23 protein-coding genes are annotated in these 22,593 nt (G+C 66.1%); 9 read left to right on the top strand and 14 right to left on the bottom strand.

All coding sequences use genetic code 11. From position 1 onward, the window contains the following. Together AC1D3B_RS30910 and AC1D3B_RS30915 are read right to left on the bottom strand one after the other, a co-directional pair. On the bottom strand, window positions 1–191 hold a 191-nt coding region (locus tag AC1D3B_RS30910; protein WP_478194555.1), incomplete at its 3' end, for an NAD(P)H-dependent oxidoreductase subunit E. A 228-nt stretch (window positions 192–419) separates the two neighbouring features. Continuing rightward, window positions 420–1,376, bottom strand: coding sequence for a LysR substrate-binding domain-containing protein (locus tag AC1D3B_RS30915; protein ID WP_478194498.1), 957 nt, complete (start codon window positions 1,374–1,376; stop codon window positions 420–422). 254 nt (window positions 1,377–1,630) lie between these two features. Here AC1D3B_RS30915 and msrA point away from each other — a divergent pair, with 254 nt between their 5' ends. Then, a complete protein-coding gene (gene msrA, locus AC1D3B_RS30920) occupies window positions 1,631–2,353 on the top strand; it encodes a peptide-methionine (S)-S-oxide reductase MsrA (RefSeq protein WP_478194556.1) in 723 nt (240 codons plus the stop codon). A gap of 27 nt (window positions 2,354–2,380) precedes the next feature. On the opposite strand, the gene AC1D3B_RS30925 is transcribed toward msrA, so the two are convergent. Then, complete coding sequence (locus AC1D3B_RS30925) at window positions 2,381–3,502, bottom strand: zinc-binding metallopeptidase family protein (RefSeq protein WP_478194499.1); 1,122 nt, start codon at window positions 3,500–3,502, stop codon at window positions 2,381–2,383. A gap of 196 nt (window positions 3,503–3,698) precedes the next feature. On the opposite strand from AC1D3B_RS30925, the gene AC1D3B_RS30930 reads away from it, so the two are divergent. Further along, window positions 3,699–4,001, top strand: coding sequence for a high-potential iron-sulfur protein (locus AC1D3B_RS30930; RefSeq protein ID WP_478194500.1), 303 nt, complete (start codon window positions 3,699–3,701; stop codon window positions 3,999–4,001). A gap of 73 nt (window positions 4,002–4,074) precedes the next feature. On the opposite strand, the gene AC1D3B_RS30935 is transcribed toward AC1D3B_RS30930, so the two are convergent. Together AC1D3B_RS30935 and AC1D3B_RS30940 are read right to left on the bottom strand one after the other, a co-directional pair. Then, window positions 4,075–5,052, bottom strand: coding sequence for a Bug family tripartite tricarboxylate transporter substrate binding protein (locus tag AC1D3B_RS30935; RefSeq protein ID WP_478194501.1), 978 nt, complete (start codon window positions 5,050–5,052; stop codon window positions 4,075–4,077). 79 nt (window positions 5,053–5,131) lie between these two features. Next, window positions 5,132–6,220 (bottom strand): tartrate dehydrogenase, encoded by a 1,089-nt coding sequence (locus AC1D3B_RS30940; RefSeq protein ID WP_478194502.1) that lies wholly within the window; start codon window positions 6,218–6,220, stop codon window positions 5,132–5,134. 118 nt (window positions 6,221–6,338) lie between these two features. On the opposite strand from AC1D3B_RS30940, the gene AC1D3B_RS30945 reads away from it, so the two are divergent. After that, window positions 6,339–7,268 (top strand): LysR substrate-binding domain-containing protein, encoded by a 930-nt coding sequence (locus tag AC1D3B_RS30945; RefSeq protein WP_478194503.1) that lies wholly within the window; start codon window positions 6,339–6,341, stop codon window positions 7,266–7,268. A 19-nt stretch (window positions 7,269–7,287) separates the two neighbouring features. On the opposite strand, the gene AC1D3B_RS30950 is transcribed toward AC1D3B_RS30945, so the two are convergent. The 3 genes from AC1D3B_RS30950 to AC1D3B_RS30960 all read right to left on the bottom strand — a co-directional run bounded on the left by AC1D3B_RS30950 (window position 7,288) and on the right by AC1D3B_RS30960 (window position 9,409). Beyond that, window positions 7,288–7,611 (bottom strand): hypothetical protein, encoded by a 324-nt coding sequence (locus AC1D3B_RS30950; protein WP_478194504.1) that lies wholly within the window; start codon window positions 7,609–7,611, stop codon window positions 7,288–7,290. Window positions 7,612–7,791: 180 nt separating this feature from the next. Continuing rightward, complete coding sequence (locus tag AC1D3B_RS30955; RefSeq protein ID WP_478194505.1) at window positions 7,792–8,229, bottom strand: hypothetical protein; 438 nt, start codon at window positions 8,227–8,229, stop codon at window positions 7,792–7,794. A 139-nt stretch (window positions 8,230–8,368) separates the two neighbouring features. Beyond that, on the bottom strand, window positions 8,369–9,409 hold the full coding sequence (locus AC1D3B_RS30960; RefSeq protein ID WP_478194506.1) for a GlxA family transcriptional regulator: 1,041 nt from the start codon (window positions 9,407–9,409) through the stop codon (window positions 8,369–8,371). A gap of 63 nt (window positions 9,410–9,472) precedes the next feature. On the opposite strand from AC1D3B_RS30960, the gene AC1D3B_RS30965 reads away from it, so the two are divergent. Both AC1D3B_RS30965 and AC1D3B_RS30970 read left to right on the top strand, forming a co-directional pair. After that, entirely contained in the window at window positions 9,473–10,483 is a 1,011-nt protein-coding gene (locus AC1D3B_RS30965; protein ID WP_478194507.1) for a fatty acid desaturase, read from the top strand. Window positions 10,484–10,651: 168 nt separating this feature from the next. Beyond that, entirely contained in the window at window positions 10,652–11,014 is a 363-nt protein-coding gene (locus tag AC1D3B_RS30970; protein WP_478194508.1) for a hypothetical protein, read from the top strand. Window positions 11,015–11,022: 8 nt separating this feature from the next. On the opposite strand, the gene AC1D3B_RS30975 is transcribed toward AC1D3B_RS30970, so the two are convergent. The 4 genes from AC1D3B_RS30975 to AC1D3B_RS30990 all read right to left on the bottom strand — a co-directional run bounded on the left by AC1D3B_RS30975 (window position 11,023) and on the right by AC1D3B_RS30990 (window position 17,222). Further along, on the bottom strand, window positions 11,023–11,310 hold the full coding sequence (locus AC1D3B_RS30975; protein ID WP_478194509.1) for a hypothetical protein: 288 nt from the start codon (window positions 11,308–11,310) through the stop codon (window positions 11,023–11,025). A gap of 153 nt (window positions 11,311–11,463) precedes the next feature. After that, entirely contained in the window at window positions 11,464–12,924 is a 1,461-nt protein-coding gene (locus tag AC1D3B_RS30980; RefSeq protein ID WP_478194510.1) for an efflux transporter outer membrane subunit, read from the bottom strand. Then, entirely contained in the window at window positions 12,866–16,075 is a 3,210-nt protein-coding gene (locus AC1D3B_RS30985; RefSeq protein WP_478194511.1) for a multidrug efflux RND transporter permease subunit, read from the bottom strand. The genes AC1D3B_RS30980 and AC1D3B_RS30985 overlap by 59 nt, the downstream gene beginning before the upstream one ends. A gap of 13 nt (window positions 16,076–16,088) precedes the next feature. After that, the gene (locus AC1D3B_RS30990) at window positions 16,089–17,222 is read right to left on the bottom strand and encodes an efflux RND transporter periplasmic adaptor subunit (RefSeq protein ID WP_478194512.1); all 1,134 of its coding nucleotides are present in this window, start codon (window positions 17,220–17,222) and stop codon (window positions 16,089–16,091) included. 180 nt (window positions 17,223–17,402) lie between these two features. Here AC1D3B_RS30990 and AC1D3B_RS30995 point away from each other — a divergent pair, with 180 nt between their 5' ends. From AC1D3B_RS30995 to AC1D3B_RS31005, 3 genes are all read left to right on the top strand, one after another. Next, window positions 17,403–18,572: a calcium:cation antiporter gene (locus AC1D3B_RS30995; protein WP_478194513.1), complete on the top strand. Its 1,170-nt coding sequence runs from the start codon at window positions 17,403–17,405 to the stop codon at window positions 18,570–18,572. A 129-nt stretch (window positions 18,573–18,701) separates the two neighbouring features. Beyond that, window positions 18,702–19,034, top strand: coding sequence for an SH3 domain-containing protein (locus AC1D3B_RS31000; protein ID WP_478194514.1), 333 nt, complete (start codon window positions 18,702–18,704; stop codon window positions 19,032–19,034). Window positions 19,035–19,092: 58 nt separating this feature from the next. After that, window positions 19,093–19,656, top strand: a complete 564-nt coding sequence (locus AC1D3B_RS31005) for a DUF4124 domain-containing protein (protein ID WP_478194515.1) — start codon at window positions 19,093–19,095, stop codon at window positions 19,654–19,656. A gap of 6 nt (window positions 19,657–19,662) precedes the next feature. Here the strand turns inward: AC1D3B_RS31005 and lolD are convergent, their stop codons facing one another. Together lolD and AC1D3B_RS31015 are read right to left on the bottom strand one after the other, a co-directional pair. Continuing rightward, window positions 19,663–20,340: a lipoprotein-releasing ABC transporter ATP-binding protein LolD gene (lolD, locus tag AC1D3B_RS31010; protein ID WP_478194516.1), complete on the bottom strand. Its 678-nt coding sequence runs from the start codon at window positions 20,338–20,340 to the stop codon at window positions 19,663–19,665. Next, the gene (locus tag AC1D3B_RS31015; RefSeq protein ID WP_478194517.1) at window positions 20,333–21,589 is read right to left on the bottom strand and encodes a lipoprotein-releasing ABC transporter permease subunit; all 1,257 of its coding nucleotides are present in this window, start codon (window positions 21,587–21,589) and stop codon (window positions 20,333–20,335) included. Before AC1D3B_RS31015 ends, lolD begins: the two co-directional genes overlap by 8 nt. A gap of 35 nt (window positions 21,590–21,624) precedes the next feature. Here AC1D3B_RS31015 and AC1D3B_RS31020 point away from each other — a divergent pair, with 35 nt between their 5' ends. Further along, window positions 21,625–22,593 (top strand): hypothetical protein, encoded by a 969-nt coding sequence (locus tag AC1D3B_RS31020; protein WP_478194518.1) that lies wholly within the window; start codon window positions 21,625–21,627, stop codon window positions 22,591–22,593.

Here is a 22,593-nt window from a genome sequence, read left to right on the forward strand (position 1 = left end):
TCGGCGCGGAAGTGGTGGTAGTACGTGACCACGCCGTGCACTTCGGCGCGCGAGAGATTCAACGCCTCGGCGATCGTCGCCACCGACTGCGCGGGCACATGACCCAGCGCGTCCTGCACGTCATGCAGGATCGGCAGCAGCGCACCGGGTTCGCCTGCGCGCTGCGCCAGGACATTGCGAACGACGCCCATCGCATCGGGCGGAGAGGAAGTCGAAGAAGAAGTCGAAGAAGAGTTGCCTTCAGTCATCGTGGGCCCTGCGCTATGGGTGCGCCTCAGTTGAAGAACTTCCCTGGGCAGCTTGCGGCAGATGCCCAGATCATGGGAGTGTCGAACATGTACACGGGTCGGTCTAATTTATTCCCGGAATCAATCGATGCGAATCGGAAATCAGGGTTTCCACTACAGATGAAAGTACCCTCAAGCGGCCCCGGGCGCAGCGAGCGATCCCGAGTGCAATGCCACTTCGCTCAGCCAGATCGGTTCGCCCGCAAAAGTCAGCGCAGCCTGCAGCGTGCGGGATGGACGATTGCTGTCGTGCACCATGAATGCAATCGGCACCTCGACATGGGGATCCGCCAGAGGCAGCGCCTCCAGGTCGTCGTAGCCCTGCACCGCATCGACCAGCGCGCCCGGCATGATGCTGGACACGCGCCCGGCCCGCACGCTCAAGGCCAGCGTCAGGATCGAGTTGGTTTCGATGACGGGCTTCGGCGTCGCACCTGCCTGCGCGAACGCGCGGTCCACGATGGTCCGGTTGTGCATCTCGGAACTCATCAGGCACAGGGGCAGCAGCGCCGCCTCGCGCCAGGCGATGGGCGGTCCCAACTGCAGGCCGCGACCGCTTCGGCGCGCGGACTTGCGCAGCAGGAAATAGTGCTCCACGTACTGCGGCAGGACGCGCACGACAGAGTGCTCGTTATCGATGCGCTCGGTGTACCCCAATCCCAGATCCAGCGCCATGCTCTCCAGGCCGGTCTCCAGTTCGACCGAACTCATCGAGCGCAATGTCGGCGTGATGCCCGGATGGCGATCCTGAAGCATCGCCACGAAGCGGGCAGCGATCGGCATGGCCGTCGGCACGGCACCGATCAACAGGTTGCCTGTCGGATCTCCCGCGCGGCTGTTGAGATCCTGCTGAAGGATCTCGTACTCGCGCAGGATGGTGCGCCCACTGGCCAGGATCCGCAGCCCCTCGACAGTGAACCCCGCAAAGTTGCGGCCGCGCTTGACGATCGAGGTCCCGAAACTCTCCTCCAGCGCCCTGATGGCGTTGGACAGGGCGGGTTGCGTCACGCTGCAGGCGAGCGCCGCCCTGCCGAAGTGGCGATAGTCGTCGAGGGCAACCAGGTACTTGAGCGAAATGAACAGGTTCATGCGGCGGGGATTCGTGCGGGAGCTTCCTTGGACCCTGAATCTACTTGCCGGCAGGCGGCACGCCATCCGCAACTGCCCGGACATCCGACCCCTGCCAGCGACCGCCAGGCACCGACACGGAACGACCCCGACTCCATGCCATGGCCTTTCGGAGCGCGACAAGCGCCGGGCGCAAGTGCATTGGAAGATCCCGCCCTGGTCCATCAACCGAAAGACAAAAGATGAACAAGCCCTCGACAGCCCGTGCGGCCCGGATGTCCGGCGGCCGCCTCTTCTCGCGCCGCACCGCACTGGGCGCGCTGGCCATCCTGGCAGGCGCAAGCGCTTTCCGCGTCATCCCGTCGATGGCGGCGGAGAGTGCGGTCGTGATTCCCGCTCCGGCCGACGATGCCGCCGCATCGAGTGCTGCCACCGAAACGGCTGTCGTTGCCGGCGGCTGCTTCTGGGGTGTGCAGGGGGTGTTCCAGCACGTGAAGGGCGTGACCAATGCAGTCTCCGGCTACGCGGGCGGCGATGAAAAGACCGCCCAGTACGAATCCGTAGGCTCCGGCAGGACAGGCCACGCCGAAGCGGTCTCGATCACCTTCGACCCCAAGCAGATCAGCTATGGGCGCATCCTGCAGATCTATTTCTCGGTCGCGCACAACCCGACCGAACTCAACCGGCAAGGGCCGGACCATGGAACGCAGTACCGCTCCACCATCTTCGCGCAGAACGCGGAGCAGGCGCGCATCGCCAAGGCTTACATCGACCAGCTCGGCAAGGCCAAGAGCTTCGGACAGCCGATCGTCACGACCATCGAACTGCAGAAGCGCTTCTTCCCCGCCGAGGCGTACCACCAGGACTACCTGACGCGCAACCCGTCGCAGCCCTACATCGTCTTCAACGACCTGCCCAAGATCGAGAACCTCAAGAAGGTGTTCCCCGATCGCTACCGGGCCGCGCCGGTACTGGTCGGTGCGCGCATTTCCAGCTGAAGGTGCAAGGCGCCGCATAGCCCGCTCTCAAGGCGTCCGTTCAAGGGCAGACGCCTCGACAGCCTGCTGGCGCGGCAGGAAGTTCATCGGAACGCTTCCGGAGCTTCCCGCCCGCACGACGCGATGGATGAAATCGAGCTTCTCGATCACCGGCGGGACCACGATGAACGGGTAGCTGTCGTGGGCGCCGAGGCTGCGATCCATCGCATTGATGAATTGGGAGACCGGCAGCCATTGTTCGACCACCGCATGCCGGATGGATTCGGCGTTCAGGTCGAGCTTGCGGACGCTCAGGGAGGGCCCGGCCGGCAACGCAAGATCCAGACGCGCGCCCCAGGCGGCTGCGGTTTCCAGACCGTCCACCATGTGCAGGTAGTGGGCCCAGGTCTCCGCCCAATCCTCCCAGGGATGCGAACTGGCGTACATGCTGATGAAGCGCTGCGGCCAGTCCGCCACCGGCGAGGCGTAGTGTTTCTTCAAGGCCTCTTCGTAGTTCGCACGCTCGTCGCCGAACAGCGAACGGTACTCGTCGATCCACGGGGTGCCGCGCACCAGCCTGTCCCAGTAGTAGTGGCCGATCTCGTGCCGGAAGTGGCCCAGCAGCGTCCGGTAGGGCTCATGCATCGACATGCGGATGTGCTCGCGACGCGCATCGTCGGCCTCGGCGATGTTGAGCGTGATGACGCCGTCGTCGTGGCCGGTAAGCACCCGTTGCTTGGGGTTCACCTGTTCGAGGAACTCGAAGGACAGCCCATTGGCCGGATCTTCCAGCTTGTTGGGTGTCGGCAGCACGAGCTCGACCAAGGTGTAGAAGAGGCGCCGCTTGGCCTGTTCGAGCGCGGCCCAGTAGCCGTGGTTCTCCGGCTTGGTGAGCTCGGGAATCGTGTGCGTCGTGCGGCAGGACAGGCAATGGTGGTGCGAACCGCCGGATGGCACCATCCAGTTGCACACGTTCTGCTTGCGGTTCACGCAGGGCTTGTATTCGGCCCCGGGCTGACCCAACCTGCGCCATGCGCCCTCTTCCGAGGCCTCGAAGGCAAGCATGAGTTGCTCGTCCGGTGCGTAGCCGAGCAGCGAACCGCAGGTCTCGCAGGTCAGGTTCTCGAAGAAAACGCGATTGCCGCATTTCGAGCAGATCATTTGCTTCATGGGGTCCTTCCGGTGCGCATGGCAGTGGCCTCGCGGCCTTAGCGGCACAGTCTGGCAGCTTGGGTGTTGCGGCGGTGCAGCAATAGGCGCGATCGGAGGTCGCCCTTGTCCTACGTCGCGAACCGACCCGAGGATCGCAAGCACGCTGGATAATCGGAGCCCCTCGATTCCTCTACGACACGAAGAAGGTGCCACGATGACCTCACGCCGTTCGTTCCTCCAGGTTGTTCCCGCGGCCGGAGCCGCACTACTGGGTCCCCGACTCGCCTTCGCCGCGGACCTCGACCCGAAAGATCCGCAGGCCGCAGCGTTGGGCTACGTCACGGACGCGACGAAAGTCGACAAGGCGAAGTTCCCCAAGTACGCGGCCGGCCAGGACTGCGCGAGCTGCCAGCTCTACCAGGGCAAGCCCGGCGAAGCGTCCGGCCCTTGCCCGCTGTTTGCGGGCAAGAACGTTGCGGCGAAGGGCTGGTGCAGCGCTTTCGTGAAAAAGGCGTAGTTCCGACGCGCCCTGCACGGAGGGCGCCTTGCCGAATGCGCTCTCGAGCTGGAAGACGCATAGCGCTTCCGGCTCACTCGATGGCGACCTTGGCTTCCTTCACGAGTCTCGCGTACTTGGCCGTGTCGTCCTTGATCTGGGCCGCCATCTGCGCCGGCGTATCGCCGACAGGTTCGGCGCCGATTTCTTCCATTCGCTTCCTGAACTCTGGCGACTGGATGATCTTCACCATCTCGGTGTTGAGCTTCGCGACCACCTCCTTGGGCGTCGCCGCAGGCGCGAGGATGCCGAACCAGGTGCCCTGGTTGAAGTCCTTGATGCCGGCTTCGGCCAGCGTCGGCACGTCGGGCAAGGTGCTCGACCGCCTGGCGGTTGTCACCGCCAGCGCGCGCAGCTTGCCGCCCTTGATGTGCTGCACCAGCGGCGTCAGCGTGTCGAAGGACATGTCGACCTGGCCGCCCAGCAGGTCCGTGGTCAGCGGTGCGCTGCCCTTGTACGGCACGTGCAGGAGCTCGATGGCGGCGATGCTGGAGAACTGCGTGCCGATCAGGTGCTGCACCGTGCCGTTGCCGTTCGATCCATACGACAGCTTTCCGGGCGAGGCCTTTGCCAGCGCCACCAGGCTCTTGACGTCGGTGGCCGGCGACTTGGCATTGACCACCAGCACATTGGGCACCATCGCCACGGTGGTAATCGGCGCGAAGCTCTTCTCGAAGTCGTAGGGCAGCTTCTTGTAGACGCTGGTGGCGATGGTGTGGTGCACCGCACCCATGAGCAGCGTGTAGCCGTCCGGCTTCGCCTTCGATACATAGTCCGCACCGACGGTCGAACCGGCGCCCGGCCTGCTCTCGACGATCACGGGCTGGCCAAGGCTTTGCGACAGTGGCGTGGTGATGGCGCGCGCCAACGCGTCCGAGCTGCCGCCGGGCGGGAACGGCACCACGAGCGTGATCGGCTTTGCAGGCCAGGCCTGCGCCGCTGCGAGCGAGGTGGCGAAGCCGAAGGCGATCGCCGTCAAGGCGGTGCCGGGGCGGAATGTCGAAATTTTCATGCTTGTCTCCGGAAGGGTGTGATGCAGCGATGGTTTGCCCGGACCCCGGTCGTCGATGGACCGACGGGATCGGACGCGGTCAGGCCGCCTTGCGCTGGGTACCGCCGCTGACCTGCTCGCACACGGCCTTGGTGACATCGGCTGTGGTTGCCTTGCCGCCCAGGTCACGGGTGTGCAGCGACTTGTCGGCCGTCACGCTTTCGATGGCCTGCATGACGCGCCTGGCGGCATCGTTCTCGCCGAGGTGCTCCAGCAGCATCACGACCGACCAGAAGGTTCCCACCGGGTTGGCGAGGCCCTTGCCCATGATGTCGAAAGCCGAACCGTGGATCGGCTCGAACATCGACGGATAGCGATGCTCCGGATCGATGTTGCCCGTGGGCGCGATGCCCAGGCTGCCGGCCAGCGCGGCGGCGAGATCGCTCAGGATGTCGGCGTGCAGGTTGGTCGCGACGATGGTGTCGAGCGATGCCGGGTTGTTGATCATGCGGGCCGTCGATGCATCGACCAGTTCCTTGTCCCACTTGACGTCCGGGAACTCCTTGGAGATCTGTACTGCGATTTCGTCCCACATGACCATCGCATGGCGCTGGGCGTTGCTCTTGGTGATGACGGTCAACAGCTTGCGGGGGCGGGACTGCGCCAGCTTGAATGCGAAGCGCATGATGCGCTCCACCCCGGCGCGGGTCATCATCGACACGTCGGTGGCGGCTTCGATCGGATGGCCCTGGTGCACACGGCCGCCGACGCCCGAATATTCGCCTTCGGAGTTCTCGCGCACGATGACCCAGTTCAGGTCGTCCGGGCCGCAACGCTTGAGCGGGCCGTCGATGCCGGGGAGGATGCGCGTCGGACGCACGTTGGCGTATTGGTCGAAGCCCTGGCAGATCTTCAGGCGCAGGCCCCAGAGCGTGATGTGGTCGGGGATGTGCGGGTCGCCGGCCGAGCCGAACAGGATCGCATCCTTGTCGCGAATGGCGTTCAGGCCATCGTCCGGCATCATCACGCCGTGCTCGCGGAAGTAGTCGCCGCCCCAGTCGAAGTTCTCGAAATCGAACTTGAAGCTGCTGCTGGCCGAAGCCAGGGCTTCGAGCACTTGCTGGCCGGCGGGCACGACTTCCTTGCCGATGCCGTCGCCGGGAATGGTTGCGATCTTGTACGTCTTCATGGCTTTGTATCCGAGGGGGTGGTGGTGAAGGGGTATGGGTACTGTAGAAACTCGACGCCCCTTCGGCGCGGCGCTAAAGTGAATCCATTGTTAACCTGAGTTCAACAGTGGAGCGACCATGACCAGTGCCATCCTGCCCGCGGACCTGGGCTTCTTTTCCACGCTGGCCAGCGCCGGCAGTCTCAGCGCGGCGGCACGGGAACTCGGAATCACCACGCCCGCGGTGAGCAAGCATCTGGCGCTGATGGAATCACGCGTCGGGGTGTTGCTGGTCAACCGGTCGACACGGCGCATGAGCCTGACGCCCGAGGGCGAGGTGTACCTCGAGCACGCGCGGCGGATCCTCGGCGACATCGACGGCATGGAGGAACTTCTCGGCGTTTCCAGGGCGACCCCGAAGGGCCTGCTGCGGGTGAACGCCACGCTCGGCTTCGGACGCAGCCACGTGGCGCCGCTGATTTCCAGGTTCGTTCGCAAGTACCCGGAAGTCGAGGTGCAACTGCAGCTGTCGGTCAACCCGCCAGCGCTGACGGAGGACCTCTTCGACGTCTGCGTGCGCTTCGGCGCCCCGCCGGACAGTCGTGTCATTGCAAGGCACATTGCGGCAAATCGCCGGCTTCTGTGCGCGGCGCCCGCCTACCTTGCAAGGCACGGCGTCCCCAAGGTTCCGAACGACCTGACGAAGCACAACTGCATCGGCATCCGCCAGGGCGAGGAGGCCTATGGCGTCTGGCGGCTGGCCAGCGGGCGGGGCCGCAGCGCCAGCACCGAATCCGTGAAGACACGCGGAAACCTGGCGACCAATGATGGCGAGATCGCGGTCAACTGGGCGCTCGACGGCCACGGCATCCTGATGCGGGCCGAGTGGGACATCGACCGCCATCTTCGCAATGGGCGGCTGGTGCCCGTCCTCCCGCAGTACTTCACGCCCGATGCGGACATCTACGCGGTGTACCCGCAGCGGCACCAGCTGGCCGCCCGGGTACGGGCCTTCGTGGACTTTCTTGCGCTTTCGTTCACCCAGCGGGCGGCGGCCGCAAGACCCTGACGCAGGCCGCTCCGCGCTCTCAGAGCGGCTCCGACAACATCTTGAGCCCCAGCCAGGCCGTCGCGATCACCGCATTCACCGACACGCTCAGGGCGCTCGGCACGTAGAACAGCGCAGAAACCGCGGGCGCACCAATCTGGAGTTCGACGATCCCTCCCAACCCATACAGCAGCACGGCGCACCAAAGCCAACGCCGCATGTAGGTGAAAAGCCAGTGCGCCTGGGTCTGGTTGTGACGAAACGCCGCCGCACGCTCGAGCAGGCTGCCCTTCGAGACATCGAGGAAAAGCCACTCGAAAAAGAAGTAGCGATACAGGAGAGTGCGAAAGGTCAGCTCATGCACGATCCATTTCCTTTTGACAGCGGTGCGTCGTTCCAGCCCTTTTCCAACAGCGTATCGGAAAGACCGATGCCACTGGCAGGCAGACAGTACAGCGACTTTGCCGGGATGGACATCATCGACTGGGGAACGTCGTCTTGGACGATCTGTGCAATGCCGGGTTCCGCGCCAGCGGCTGATGCTTCAGGCCGGGCTCGCCGAACCGCCCAAGGCGATGAGACTCCATACGATCGCCACGAGCTGGGCGAGGTTGATCAGGATGGCGGTGATGTGCGTCCTGCGGAATCCCGGGATTGCATCCATGTAGTTGGACTGGATCTGTGCACCGAGCGCGTCCATCTTGGGAATGACCTTCTTGCGCAAGACGACGGCGACCAAGGCCAGCGCCCCGGCCCCCGCCGCGAGCCCCGGACGCCCCGCGATCGCGTAGCTGATCGCCGTCGCGGTCGCAGTGACAAAGGCAGCGACATAGTAGATGTTGAAGAAGCCCCGCACGAAGCGGGCGTCGAGCGGTGTGTCGTGCTTCAGGATCAGAAGCGGAATGGAACCCATGATGAAGTAGGCCGTCGTGACGAGGAGAGCCACGGTAAAGGCCAGGGCGGCAAACATGGCAGCGGTCATCTTGTGTTTTTTTCCTGGAGGCTGTGCCTGCGAGCCTGTTCACAGGCACTCCCATATCCTCGCTCGACTCCTTGACACATGCAACAGCAGTCCACCCGACTGAACATCGGATTCGCCGCGGGCGTCCATTGCACCAAATTCAGGAGCGCGAACGCCCCAGTTGCCCGACCGCATGATCCAGCCGATGGCGACGGGGTGCCTTGCCGCGTGCGGCCGCAAAGGCCCGGCTCAGGGCGCTGGCGCTCGCATAGCCGCACTCGCGCGCTACGTGGGCCAGTGGCAGGCGGCTCGTGGTGAGCAGGTGGTCCGCGTGTTCAAGCCGCAGGTTCGCCACGTACTGCCGCACGTTGAAGCCGACGGCGTCGGCAAAGCGGCGCGACAGGCTGCGTTCGCTCAATCCGGCGTGCTGCGCGAGTGCGGCCAGGCTCGGCACCGGATCCATTTCGCGTTCGAGAATTTCCTGCACCGCCAGCACCTGGGTGTCACCGTGTCCCTTGTACGGGGCACTCCACAGCGCGAGCTTGTTGTCGGCAGGCAGCGCCTCGGTGCTGGTGTGGCGCAGGAAGCGGCGTGCGCGCTGCACGCCGAAGAATCGCTCGATCAGGTGGGCACACGCGTCCACCGTGGGCCCGATGCCGCACACCGTCACGATATCGGCGGCAGCCACGATCCTGCGGGTGGACTGGTAGCGGATCTCCGGAAAGCGACGCTGGATGATCGATCGCTCGCTCAGGAGTCCGGTGGCCTCGCGCCCGTCGAGCAAGCCCGACTTGGCCAGCAGCAGCGCACCGCCGAAGCTCACCAGCAATGCGCCGCCAGCGTGTTGCCTGCGCAGCCATTGGCCGTACGCCGCATCGTCTTCGGTTGTCTCGGCCGCCGGCGCGAACTGGGCGGGCACGACCACCACGCGGAAATCACCCGCTCGCTTCAGCGTCAGGTCCGGCGCCAGCGGCAGTCCGCCGAAGCTGATGACGGGCGCCTTGCTGCGCGCCACCAGCCGCACATCGAACAGGGCGTTCGCGGCGATGTCGTCGTTGCGCGCCACCAGGGTGCCCGCGGCCTGGAGCAGGTCGCGCACCAGCAGCACCGAACCTGCCCACGGCCGGTCGGGAAGCAGGATGGCCACGCGCACCGGCGTGGCGACGACTCCTGCTTTCATGTCATATATCTGGCGCTTCATGACAACAGATTCTGCTCTTCCCTTGATTCAATCGGGGCATCGATATCGCACTGGATGTTCCCCATGAACGACGTACGCAAACTGCTGGACCGCGAAGAGCTGCTGATGTTGCAGCGCAAGTCCAGCTGGAAGGCCGGCTGGATGCTGCTGGTCAACTGGAGCCTGATCGCGGCCAGCTTCGCCGTGGTCATCGCCTGGCCGGGCGTCGCCACCGTGGCGCTCGCCATGCTGGTGCTGGCCGGGCGCCAGTTGGGATTGGGCATCCTCATGCACGAATGCGCGCATCGCTCCTTCACGCCCTCGCGCCCCCTGAACGAGTGGATCGGTCAATGGCTCTGCGCCGCGCCGGTGTTCGCCGACCTGACGATCTATCGCAGCTATCACATGACCCACCACGTGAAGACCGGGACGGAGGACGATCCGGACCTGCCCAACTACCGAGGCTATCCGGTGAGCCCGGCCTCGCTGGCGCGGAAGGTCCTGCGCGACCTGATCGGCCTCACCGGCCTGAAGGCGGCTGCCACGCTGGCGGTGCTGTATGCCCATGCGGAGCCGGAGAAGCTGCGCTTCGGCTACGCCTACAAGAAGCAGGACGCCGAATCCGCGACGACAGGCGGCGCGCCGGGCCAGCGCGGCCTGGGCCACCTCCTGCGAAATTCCCGCCGCATCCTGCTGGTGCACGCGCTGGCGCTCGCCGTGTTGTGGGCCTGCGGTCATGCCATGGCCTACCTGTTGTGGCCCGCGTCGTGGCTGACCACCTACATGCTGGTCAGCCGCATCCGGAATGCCGCCGAGCACGGGGCACTGCCGGGCACCCTGAGCCAGGACATCTGGTCCAACACCCGCACGGTACGTGCGGCATGGTGGGAGCGCCTGCTGTTCGCGCCCAACTTTGTCAACTACCACGTGGAGCACCATCTGGCGCCTACGGTGCCCTCGTACAACCTGCGCCGCATGCACCGGCTGCTCCGGGACAAGGGCGCCTTGCAGTCTGCCCACATCGCCGGCGGCTACGTGCAGGTCGTGCGCAGCCTCGTCGGCAAGCGCCGACCCGACGTCGCGCCACAGGCCTGAGCAGGGCCCTGAGGCGGGCACGTACGTGGCGCTGCGTGGCCGCCGGGATGGACTCCACGTCGACGCGCGCTCACTATCCGTAGTGGAAAGGGCCGACAAGGTGGCGCGCTTGTTGTCGCGCCGACGGCATCCTTGCGTCGGACAAAGCGTGCCTCCTTGTCGAAGTTGATGCCAACCACCGCGTACGTCGCAATTGCCGATCCGCACGACCGCGCATGGATCGCATCCGCGCTCGCGCACGATCTGGTGGACTCGGTGATCTACGCGAGTGACGATCTCGTGCAGCTTGCGGGATTTCCGGACAGGCCGGGGCGATGCCTGATCCTCACGGCCGACCAGGATGGGACCGCAACGCTGCATCTGGTGCGCGAGCTCAGGCGTCTGGGCAATGACATTCCGGTCATCGTCCTGGGTCCGCACAGCGCGTTTCGCACCGCGGTGGAGATCGCGCGGCTCGAGGGAACCGATTTCCTGGAGCGCCCGGTCAGCGTCAGGCAGCTCCGGTCGGCCGTACGCCGGGCGTGTTCATAGGGCGACCGTCATCGCAGCTTCGAAACGTCCAGGCCATGAAGTGTCTGGGCGGCCTCCTGGAAGCTGCAGGTGTCGCCGACCTCGATGGCTGCGGCCATCTTCTGCAGCACGGTGTCGATCCGCTGCGCCGCCACGACGTCGCGTCGGAGTTGCGGACGAATCTCGGCCCACAACAGCATGATTTCCGCAAAATGGGCCCTGAATCCGTCGCTCCAGGCGGGATAGGCGTCCGGGGGAGTGCCCACGGCCACCGCGATGCACGCCGCAAAGTCATTCAGGCTCTCGAGAAACCCCACGGAGCTTCCTCTTGGTTGTTTTTGCTGTCGCAACTGTAATTAGTTTGGCTTAAACGAGCCCCGACGGCTTTCGGTGCACGTCATGCATATCCAGGCGACCAGAGTCTGATGCCTGGTCGGGCGCGGTGCAATTGCCCTTTGGGGCAGTAGCTCTCAAGGCCCGGCCAGGCCGCCGCCAAGCGCGACGTAGAGCGACACGCCATTCTGCAAGGCCGTCGCACGAAGCTGGATCAACTGCTGTTCCGCAGAGAACAGGTTCCGTCGCGCATCCACCACTTCGAGGTAGATCGAGATGCCGTTCTCGTAGCGCAGTTCAGCCACCTCGGCGAGACGCCGCTGGGCCAGCACGGCCACTTCCTGCGCCGCGATCTGCTCCTGGTACCGCCGCCGGCCGATCAAGGCTTCGGACACTTCGCTGAATGCCGTCTGGACGGTGCGCTGGTAGAGGGCCACGAGTTCGTCGCGCCGTGCCTGGGCCACATCGAGCTGGGCCTGTCGCTGGCCGCCGTCGAAGATCGGCAGGCTGACGAGCCCACCGACGGACCATGCCTGGTTGCTGCCCTTGAACAGGTCGCCCAGTTCCGCCGAGGCGAAGCCCAGATTGCCGGTCAGCGCGATGCGAGGAAAGAACGCGGCCCGGGCGGCGCCGATGTCCGCGTTGGCGGCGCGCAGTTGCTGCTCGGCTTGCAGCACATCCGGCCGGTTGGCCAGCAAGGCCGACGGCAATCCCGCGTCGAGTGCGCCGAACTGCCCTGGGTCCTCGATGGCGCGCGAGGGCGGCAACTGCCCGTCCAGCGGCTTGCCGACCAGCACGAGCAACTGGCTGCGCCGCTGCTCGGTCGTCCGCTGCAACTCGGCCAACTGCGTCTGCGCTTGCGTCACGAGAATGGCCGCCTGGTCGTAGTCCACGGTGGAAGTCACGCCAGCATCCAGGCGCAGCTTGGCGATCTCCAGCGCATAGCGTCGGGCCGCGACGGTGTGCTCGGCCAGGTCGATGCCCTCCTCGCCCGCGCGAATGCCGTAATAGCTTGCGGCCACGTTGCCGATCAGGGACAGGCGGAAGGCACGCTCGCCTTCCACCGTGGCCAGATAGCGCCGGCGAGCAGCTTCGCTGAGGTTGCTGACACGGCCCCAGAAGTCCAGCTCGTAGGCGGCCATCGCGGCCTGAACGTTGTACTGGTTGAAGATGACGGAAGCGCTGGTGTTCGCCAGTTCCGGATCGATGGTGCTCAGCGGGGCCTGCGTTCGCGATGCGCCGGCGTTGGCGTTGACCTGCGGCAGTCGTGCCGCGTCCTGGATGCGGTATTGCGCGCGAGTCTGCTCGATGCGCGCCACCGAAGCCACGAGGTCGCGGTTGTTGGCGAGTGCCGCTTCGATCAGGTAGCGCAGCCGCGGATCACCGAAGAAGCTCTGCCATCCGATCTCGGTGGCGAGCCGGCTGCCGTTCGGATCGGCCGCGTCGAAGACTCCGGCCACCGGCAGTTCCGGCTGCTGGTACGTGGGTGCATGGTTGCACGCGGCCAGCACGCAGCAGGCGGCGAAGCCAAGCAGCACTTCACGTCCCACCCTTGCCTCCTTGCGATTCGCCGCTGCGCTGCCGAAGGTCCAGGTCATCCGCCGTTTCGCTGTGCTTTTTCTCCCGGCTCAGCCATTTGCGCGCTGCGACATAAAACAGCGGCGTGAAGAAGATGCCGAAGAAGGTCGCCGTCAGCATGCTGCCCATGACGCCGGTGCCCACCGCCTGCCGGCTGGCGGCCCCTGCGCCGGTGGCGAGCACCAGCGGCATCATGCCGAGCACGAAGGTGACGCTGGTCATCAGGATGGGGCGCAAGCGCTGTTGCGCGCCGTTCTTCGCGGCCGCGGCGGGGTCCTTCCCTTCTCTTTCTTCCTTGATCGCGAACTCGACGATCAGGATCGCATTCTTTGCGGCCAGCCCGATGATGGTGATCAGGCCGATGTTGAAGTACACATCCGCCGACAGGCCGCGCAGCATCGTCAGGACCACCGCGCCCGCCACGCCAAAGGGGATGATGAGCAGTACCGACACCGGGATGGCCCAGCTTTCGTAGAGCGCCGCCAGCAACAGGAAGACCACGACCAGCGACAGCCCGAGCAGCAGCGGGATCTGCCCGCCGGCTTGCCGCTCCTCGAAAGCCGTGCCGGTCCACTCATACGCCAGGCTGCCCGTGAGCACGCGCTTGGCGATGCGCTCCATCTCCACGAGGGCCGCTCCGCTCGACTGCCCGGCCGCGGCCTGTCCCGAGAGCGTGGCCGAGGGAAAGCCGTTGTAGCGCTCGAGCTGCTGCGGCCCGGAGATCCACCGCACGCGCGTGAAGGCCGAGAAAGGCACCGACTCGTTCACGTTGTTGCGCAGCCTCAGCGCAAGCACATCTTCCGCCCGCATGCGCTGCGCTGCATCGGCCTGGATGAGCACGCGCAGCACGTTGCCCTCGAAGACGAAGTCGTTCACGTAGTTGGAGCCGAAGCTCAGCGACAGCGCCTGGTTGACCTGACCGATCTGGAGGCCGAGCGCGCGGGCCTTGACGCGATCGATGTCGACATAGAGCTGCGGCGCGGGCGGCAGGCCTTCCGCGCGCACGCCGGCCAGGATCGGGCTCGCGGCCGCCTCGGCCATCAGCTGCTGGGTCGCCTGCTGCAAGGCCGCGCCGCCGACGCCGCTGCGATCCTGGATCTTCATCGTGAAACCGGTGGCATTGCCCAAGGATGGAATCGCAGGCGGGTCGAGCGCGAAGATCAAGGCTTCGGGGATGTTCCTGAACGCCGCGTTGCTGCGCTGGACCAATGCGTTCGCGCTGTTGTCGCTGCCCGGCCGCTCGCCCCACGGCTGCAGGTCGACGAACGAGAGCGCGGCCGACTGCCCCTGGCCGAAGAAACTGAACCCCGTCACCGTTGCGATGTTGCGCACTTGCGGTTGTTGCCGCAGGAAGGTTTCGACCTGATCGACGGCGCGCTGCGTCCGCGCCGTCGTCGAGCCCGGTGCGCCGGTATAGGTCACGAAAATGTGGCCCTGGTCCTCGGTGGGAAGGAAGCCGCCCGGCAGGCGCATGAACAGCCAGGCGGTCGCCACGCAGGCCACGACGAAGACAAGCAGCCAGCGAAGGGGCCTGGCCAGCATCCCGTCGACACCGCGGATGTACTTCGCCGTGCCTGCGTCCAGGCCTGCGTTGAATCCGCCGAAGACGCGGTTGAGCAGGCGTGACGCGGCATTCGGCTTGCGGCTCTCGGCCTCGCGTGCGAGCGTGGCATCGTCCTTGAGCAGTGCTGCGCACAGGGCGGCGCCGAGCGTCAGGGCCAGCACCGTCGACAGGAAGATCGACACCGTCAAGGTCACGGAGAACTGCCGGTAGATGCCGCCGGTCGACCCCGGAAAGAACGCCATCGGAATGAACACGGCCACCAGCACCAACGTGCTCGCAATGACGGCGCCCGAGATCTGCCCCATCGCCTTGACCGTCGCCTGCCGGGCGTTGAGGCCGTCTTCGCGCATGACGCGCTCCACGTTCTCCACGACCACGATGGCATCGTCGTTCAGGATGCCGATCGCGACCACCATGCCGAACAGCGACAGCAGGTTGATCGACAGGCCGAACAGATAGAGGCCGACGCAGGTGCCGACCAGCGCGACCGGCACGATCAGGGTCGGAATCAACGTCGCGCGCCAGCTCTGCAGGAAGAGGAACACCACCACGGTGACCAGCAGCAGCGCCTCGACCATGGTCCGCACCACGCTGTTGACCGAGGTGTTGATGAAGGGCGTGGTGTCGAAGGGCACGCTCCACGTCATGCCCTGCGGAAAGGTCGGCTGCAGTTCGGCCATGCGCCTGCGCACCTCGGCCGCCACCGCCAGCGCGTTGGCGCCGCTCGCGAGTTGGATCGTCATGCCCGCGGCCTGCTGGCCATTGACGGCAAAGCCGAAGCCGTAGCTGTCGTTGCCCAGCTCGACGCGCGCGACATCGCCGAGGCGGACCGTGGAGCCGTCCGGATTGGCGCGCACGATGATCTCGCGGAACTGCTCGGGCGTGGAGAAGCGGCTCTGCGTGACGATCTGCGCGTTGAATTCCGTCCCGCCTGCGACCGGCTGGTCGCCGAGCCCGCCGCTCGCCGTCTGGCTGTTCTGCTCCTGCACCGCCGCGAGCACTTCGCTCGCGGACAGGCCGAAGCCGCCGAGCTTGTCGCGGTCGAGCCAGATCCGCATCGCGAAGGACGAGCCGAAGAGCTGCACGTCGCCCACGCCCGCGATGCGCCGCAGCTCGTTGACGATGTTGTTCGACGCGAAGTTGCCGATCGCCGTCACGTTCGACGCACCGCCCGTGGATTGCAACGCGATCAGCATCAGGAAGCCCGACGAGGCCTTGGTGACGGTGATGCCCAGTTGGCGCACCTGCAAAGGCAGTCGGGGTTCGACGCGGCTCAGGCGGTCCTGCACCTGCGTGCGCGCGACGTCCAGGTCGGTGCCGGGCTTGAGCGTGACCGTGATCTGCGCGGTGCCGTTGGAGCGGCTGATCGCGGACATGTAGAGGAAGTTCTCGATCCCGTTCATCTCGTCTTCGATGATCGAGGTGACCGTGCGGTCGAGCGTCTGGGCATCCGCGCCGGGGTACACGGCCTGGACGTTGAGCGAGGGCGGCGCCACATCCGGGTACTGCTCGACCGGCAGCAGCAGCACAGCGACGACCCCGAACAGCACCATGAACAACGCAATCACCCAGGCGAACACCGGGCGATAGACGAAGAAGCGATCCATGGATTCGCTTCGATCAGCGCGCCGTCGGAGGGGTTGCCGGCGCGGTCTGCGCGGTCACCTTCTGGCCGGGCCGGACCTTGTGCCAGCCATCGACGATGACCTGCTCGCCGGTCTGGAGGCCGTCGAGGACGACCCACTCACCATCCTCCTGCGCCCCGACCGTCACGTTGCGCCGCACCACCGTGCCGTCGGGCGCGACGAGCGCAACGCTGGCCGTATTGGCTTCGATCTGCACCGCGCGTTCGGGAACGCGGATACCGGTCTTGTGGACGCCCGAGACGATGCGGCCTCGCACGAATTGCCCTGGCAGCAAGGTGCGCGATGCGTTCGGGAACTGCGCGCGGATCGTCTGCGTCCCGGTGGAGGGGTCGACCGCGAGATCGGTGAAGTCCAGGTAGCCCGGCTCGGCGTATTCCTGTCCGTTCGCAAGGATCAGACGGACCTCGACGTGCGCCATGTCGGGCACCTTGATGGCGCCCGATCGCACCTGCTGCGCGTAGTCGAGGATCGCGGTGTTGGACTGCGTGAAGATGGCGCTGATCGGCTGCAGTTGGTTGACCTGTGTCATCAGCGTTGCCGCACTGGCGCTGACCAGTGCGCCTTCGGTGACCTGCGCGCGGCCAACGCGGCCTGCGATCGGCGCCCTGACGGTGCTGCGCTCGAAGCGCAACTGCGCGCGCGTGACTTCGGCCCGTGCGTCGCTGACGTTGGCTTCGGCCTGTCGCAACGCCGTCTCGGCCGCTTCGAACTCCTGCGCGCTCACGGCCTGCCGGCTGACCAGCGGCCTGAAGCGCGTGACGATCGAAGCCGCATTGGAGCGCGCCGCCTCCGCCCGGCTCAACGCAGCCTTGGCCTGCTGCAAGAGCGCGCCGTAGTCACGCGGATCGATCAGGAACAGGGGTGCGCCCGCCTGAACGTCGGTGCCTTCCTGGTACAGCCGGCGTTCCACAATGCCGTCGACACGCGCCCGCACCTCGGCGGTTCGAACCGGCTCGATGCGACCGGGAAGCTCGACGGTGTTGGTCACAGGTGCTGCGGCAACCTTGACGACCAGAACGGTCGGCGGCGGCGGTGCACCCATCGCCGGATCACCCTGGTCGTTCCCGCAGGCAGCGCAGGCGAGCACAAGCATCAGGACGGCAATCAATGCAGGGCGTCTGGCTGATCGATGCGGCAATCGATGTTCCTTGGAGGAGGAATGCTTCGCGGGGATGCTTCGCGCAGGCATGCTCGACAGAATAGCAAAGGCGGATGTCTGCGCGAGGGACCTATCTTCGCCGGAAGCGGCCGTCGAAAGCAGAAACGTTCAGGTTTACAAGCATGCGTCATGCCGGTAAAAGCCATGGGCCCGCACCGGTGCGAGGCAACGCAGGCGGAGCCAATCGAGACCATGATCCTGATCGCGCGTCTTGCCATTGCATGGGCCACGGTGGCGCTGTTCTTTCTTCGTGGGGATGCGTGGCTGGCCGATCCTGATGCGGGCTTGCGATCAACAGTGCTCTTTCTCTGGCTGTTCGCCGTGATCCTCTGGTGCGCGTTCGGTGTCGTGGCGGAGGCGGACCACCTCGCCGGCATCCTCGGCGAGCCATTGGGATCGCTGGTCCTCACGCTGTCCATCGTGATCATCGAGGTCGTGCTGATCGCGGCCGTGGCGCTCGGCAGCGAGGCCACCCCGACACTGGGCCGGGACACCATGTTTGCCGTGGTCATGATTGCGCTGAACGCCGGTGTCGGGCTGGCCCTGCTGCTGGGCGGGCTGCGCCATCGCGAACAGGCCTACAACCTGCAGGGCGCCGTGGCGTACCTTGCGGTGATCATTCCGCTGTCGTCGATCGCGCTGATCCTGCCCAACTTCACCCAGGCTGTTCCGTCCGGGAGCCTGACGGCGCCCCAGGCGGCCTTCTTCTCGCTTTTCACGATCCTTCTCTACGCCATCTTCCTGTTGATACAGACCCGGCGTCACCAGGGATTCTTCGTCGAGGTCCATGCCGATGGCGTCGCTCGAGCGGCCGCAGGCATCCACGAAAAGCGCAGACCCACAGGCACCGCGATCGTCCGTCATGCCCTCCTGCTGTTGATCACGTTGCTGCCGATCGTGCTCCTGTCCGGGCGACTCGCCACGTTGATCGACCACGGCACCGCCGCGCTCGGAGCCCCTCCTGCCTTGGGCGGGGTGCTCATCGCAATCATCGTCTTCGCGCCCGAAGGAATCACGGCGCTGACCGCGGCACGTGCCAATCAGTTGCAGCGATCGATCAACGTGTGTCTCGGCGCCACGGCCTCCACCATCGGGCTCACCGTGCCGGCGATCCTCGTCATCGGGCTGGTGACGGGAAAGACCATGATCCTGGGCCTCGACCCGATCGGCATGACCTTGCTGGTCCTCACCTTGATCCTGAGCACGCTCACCTTCTCCGGGCCGCGCACGACGATCCTCGAGGGTGCGGTGCACCTGGTGGTGTTCCTCGTTTACCTGGTGCTGATCTTCAGCCCTTGAATCCGGTCCACGCGCCGGGAGCGCCGTTCTGACCATCCCGAGCTTGTTCGAACTTGTGGCGTAGTCGATACGGGCGCACCTATAGTGGGGGCGAATCGGACCGCGGTCCGCCCTACGGAGTCGATGCCCATGTCGCTTGCAAGATCGAAGTCCTGCCTTCTCGCCCTGCTCCTTTGCGCGCCGCTTTCCGCGCTCGCCCTCAACACCAGCACGACACGTTCGCTCAACGTGCGTGGCGGACCCGACCGGTCGTTCGAGGTGGTCGCCGTCCTTCCCACGCGGACTTCCGTTCGCGTGAACGGATGCATCAGCACCTGGCGCTGGTGCCGCATCGACTCGAGACGGCACCGCGGCTGGGTCGATTCGCGGTACTTGCAGCACTCGGTTCGCGGTCGGGTGCCGATCATCAACGACAGGGTTTGGTCACCGTCCCGACCCGGACAAACCCGTCCAGCCGGCTGACGGGGTCGACGCGCACGATCTTTGCCGGAAGCGGCAGCCCGGGGGGAGAATGAAGGCCATGCGCGCGTTGCTCATCCTCGCGATCACGTCCACGCTCGGCCTCACGGCCGGCGCCGAAGTGATCCGCTGCGCGGACGCGGCCGGCAATGTCAGCTACACAGACGGTTCGTGTTCGGCAGGTGCCAGGCCAGTGGGTCGCGTGTCGGTTCCGGAGCCGGTCAGACCCCCACCGGACGGCGCGTATGTGTCACCGCCGGTCTCGCCACGCGATTCGACCGAAGCCTCGGTCCGGCCGATGCCAGGCCCGGCAGGCCCCGCCATCATCGACTCCCGCGGTGGCGACAGCGGCAACAGTCGGGCGAGCGATTCGCGCTGGAACAGCGACCGGGGCGATGATCCCGCAGTGTTCGACTACGGATACGGCTACCCGTATCCCTATGCCGGCACCTACGGCCAGCCCCAGCGGCCTCGCGACATGCGGCCGCGGATCCGCAGTTGCGACGCGCAAGGCTGCCAGGACAAGCAAGGCAACCGCTACGACCGATCCGGCCAGTTGGACCGCTACCAGAGCATCGACGGCAGGACCTGTCGCCCGATCGGCACAACGACGGTGTGCCGCTAAGCGGCGTCAGTTCGCCAATCTTCCCGCGGTGAGGCGCAGCACGCGGTCGCAGCGCGAGGCCAGGCTCTCGTCGTGCGTGACCATCACGAAGGCGGTGCCGCGGTCGTGCGCCAATTGCAGCATCAGTGCGAAGACGCTGTCGGCGGTCGCGCGATCCAGGTTGCCGGTCGGCTCGTCGGCGAGCACGCAATCCGGCTGCGTCACCAGCGCACGCGCGACGGCCACGCGCTGACGTTCGCCGCCCGAAAGCTCGGCGGGACGGTGCTGCACTCTCTCGCCGAGACCCACGGCCTTCAGCATCGAGACTGCCGCGTCAGACGCCTGCGCGGGCGGCATGCGGCGGATCTTGAGCGGCATCGCCACGTTGTCCAGTGCGCTGAACTCCGGCAGCAGGTGATGGAACTGGTAGACGAAGCCGAGATGCAGGTTGCGCAGACGCCCCTGCTCGGCCGCGTCGACGTGCGCGATGTTCTTGCCGTGCAGTTCCACGCTGCCGGCGGTGGGCGCGTCGAGCCCGCCCATCAGGTGAAGCAGCGTGCTCTTGCCGGAGCCCGAGGCGCCGACGATCGCCAGCGTCTCGCCCGCATGCACGTCGAGGTCGACACCGTGCAGCACCGTCAGATCGATCCGTCCCTCATGAAAACGCTTGGTCAGGCCCCGAACCTTCAGCACCACCTCACTCATATCGCAACGCCTCCGCGGGATTGACGCGACTGGCGCGCCAGCTCGGGTAGAGGGTTGCTACAAAGGCGAGGATCAGCGAGATCACGGTGATCGGCATGATGTCGCCCCGCTGCGGATCGCTCGGCATCTTGCTGATGAGGTAGATGTCCTTCGGCAGGAAGCTCGCGTGGAACAGACGCTCCAGCGCCGGCACGATCACGTCGATGTTGTAGGCGATGCCCAGGCCCAGCAGCAAGCCACCGAGCGTGCCGATGACGCCCACCATCGCGCCTTGCACCACGAAGATGCCCATGATGCTGCGGGGGCTCGATCCGAGCGTGCGCAGGATCGCGATGTCGGCGCGCTTGTCGGTGACCGTCATCACCAGCGTCGAGACCAGGTTGAAGGCCGCGACGGCGACGATCAGCGTGAGGATGATGAACATCATGCGTTTCTCGACCTGCACGGCAGCGAACCAGGTCTTGTTCGCGCGCGTCCAGTCGCGGATCAGGAAGGAGCCCGGCAGCGTGGCGGCCAGCTCGTCGGCCACCTCTCTCGCCTGGTGCAGGTCCTTGAGCTTGAGGCGCACGCCGGTCGGGCCTTCGAGCCGGAACACGCGCGCGGCGTCCTGCTCGTGGATCATCGCGAGCGCGGAGTCGTATTCATAGTGGCCCGAATCGAAGGTGCCGACCACGGTGAAGGGCTTGAAGCGCGGCAGCACGCCGGCCGGCGTGACCTGTCCACCCGGTGCGACCAGCGTGACCTGGTCGCCCACACGCACGAACAGCGAGCGCGCCAGCTCGACGCCGAGCACGATGCCGAACTCGCCCGGCACCAGCTTGTCGAGCGCGCCCTGCTGCGCGGTGGTGGAGATGTCGGTCACCTGCGGTTCCAGCGTCGGCTCGATGCCGCGCACCAACGCACCCTTCATGTCCTCGCCGCGCGCGATCAGCGCCTGCGCGGCGACGAAGGGCGCCACGCCGACCACCTGCGGGTTCTTGCGTGCCTCCGCCATGATCGCGTCGAGATCGCCAAGCGCCTGGCCGTCGCGCGAGAAGATCTCGATGTGCGAGATCACGCCGAGCATGCGGTCGGTCACCTCCTTCTGGAAGCCGTTCATCACGCTGAGCACGATGATCAGCGCCGCCACGCCCAGCGCGATGCCGAACATCGAGACACCGGAGATGAAGGAGATGAAGCCGTTGCGCCGCGTCGCCCGGCCCGCGCGCGTGTAACGCCAGCCGAGTTGCAGTTCGTAGGGGAGTCGCATAGGGCCCGGATTGTGGCATCCCGGACAATAGGCCTATGTCTGCCCCGCCCACTCCCCGCCATTTGCTCATTCCCTTCGCCGGCCGCAGTTCGCCCGCGTGCCGCGAGGCCATGGCGGGCTTGCGGCTGCCGAAGCTCGAAGCTCTCCTCTCGCGCCTCGCGCTGGTACACGAGGACACGCAGGACGACAGCACCCTATCGCCCCCGCACGAGCGGGCGCTGGCCGAAGCCTTGGGCATCTCTGCGCCGGATGGCTGCATTCCCTGGGCAGCGCTGGAGGCCAGGCAGGCGGGACTCGCTTCGACCGATGACGGCGAGAGCTGGGCCATGGCGACGCTGTGCCACTGGCAGGTGGGCATCGACGACGTGGCGCTGGGCGACCCGGCAGCGATCCGGATCAGCGCCTCCGAATCCGCCACGCTGCAGGCGGCCGCGCAACCCTTCTTCGAAGAGGACGGCATCGCGCTGCACGCTTCGAGAACCCCGGGCCGCTGGCTTGCGCGCGGCAAGGTCTTCGATGGCTTGCCCACTGCATCGATCGATCGTGCCGTCGGCTTCCCGATCTCGCAATGGTCGCCCTTGTCCGACGCCTCCCGCCCGCTGCGTCGGCTTCAGAACGAGATGCAGATGCTGCTCTACACCGAGCGCGTGAACGACGCGCGTACCGCGCGTGGCGTGCCGCCGATCAATTCCTTCTGGCTCAGCGGCACGGGCAGCTTGCCGAGGTCGTTTGCGCCCAATGGTCCGGCCCCCACCGTCGCCGACTCGCTGCGCACGCCCGCAATGCGCGACGACGGTGTTGCATGGGCCGGCGCATGGCAGATGCTGGACGCCGGCCCGGTTGCGGAACTGCTCGACGCCTACACGCGCGGCACTGAGGTCACGCTCACGCTGTGCGGCGACCGAGGCGCACGGCGCTTCGGCGTGCAGTCGCGCGGCCTGATGCAGTGGGCGAAGAGCCTGTTCAATCGCCCGAACACAGCCACCGCACTCGAAGCGCTGTGA

The sequence above is a fragment of the Variovorax sp. P5_A3 genome, from assembly GCF_056400665.1.